Source organism: Leifsonia sp. SIMBA_070 (genome assembly GCF_046534635.1).
Classification (GTDB): domain Bacteria; phylum Actinomycetota; class Actinomycetes; order Actinomycetales; family Microbacteriaceae; genus Leifsonia.
Genome location: NZ_JAWRYK010000789.1, coordinates 1 through 244 on the forward strand (window position 1 = coordinate 1; position 244 = coordinate 244).

General features: G+C 64.8%; 1 pseudogene. It reads left to right on the forward strand.

Annotated elements, in window-relative coordinates:
• A pseudogene (locus tag SB754_RS22375) lies at positions 1 to 244 on the forward strand (alanine dehydrogenase); the annotation flags it as partial.

A 244-nucleotide genomic window follows, 5' to 3' on the forward strand; every position in this document is an offset into this window, starting at 1 on the left:
GTGGGATCCCACGCCGACGTCTCGGTCCTGGACATCAACATTGACCGGCTGCGCCAGCTCGACGCACAGTACGCCGGACGCATCAGGACAGTGGCGTCCAATGCCTTCGAGATTGAACGCGCACTGCTCGACGCCGATCTGGTGATCGGATCGGTGCTCGTCCCCGGCGCCCGCGCACCCAAGCTGGTCAGCAATGACATGGTGTCCCGGATGAAGCACGGCAGCGTCCTGGTGGACATCGCCG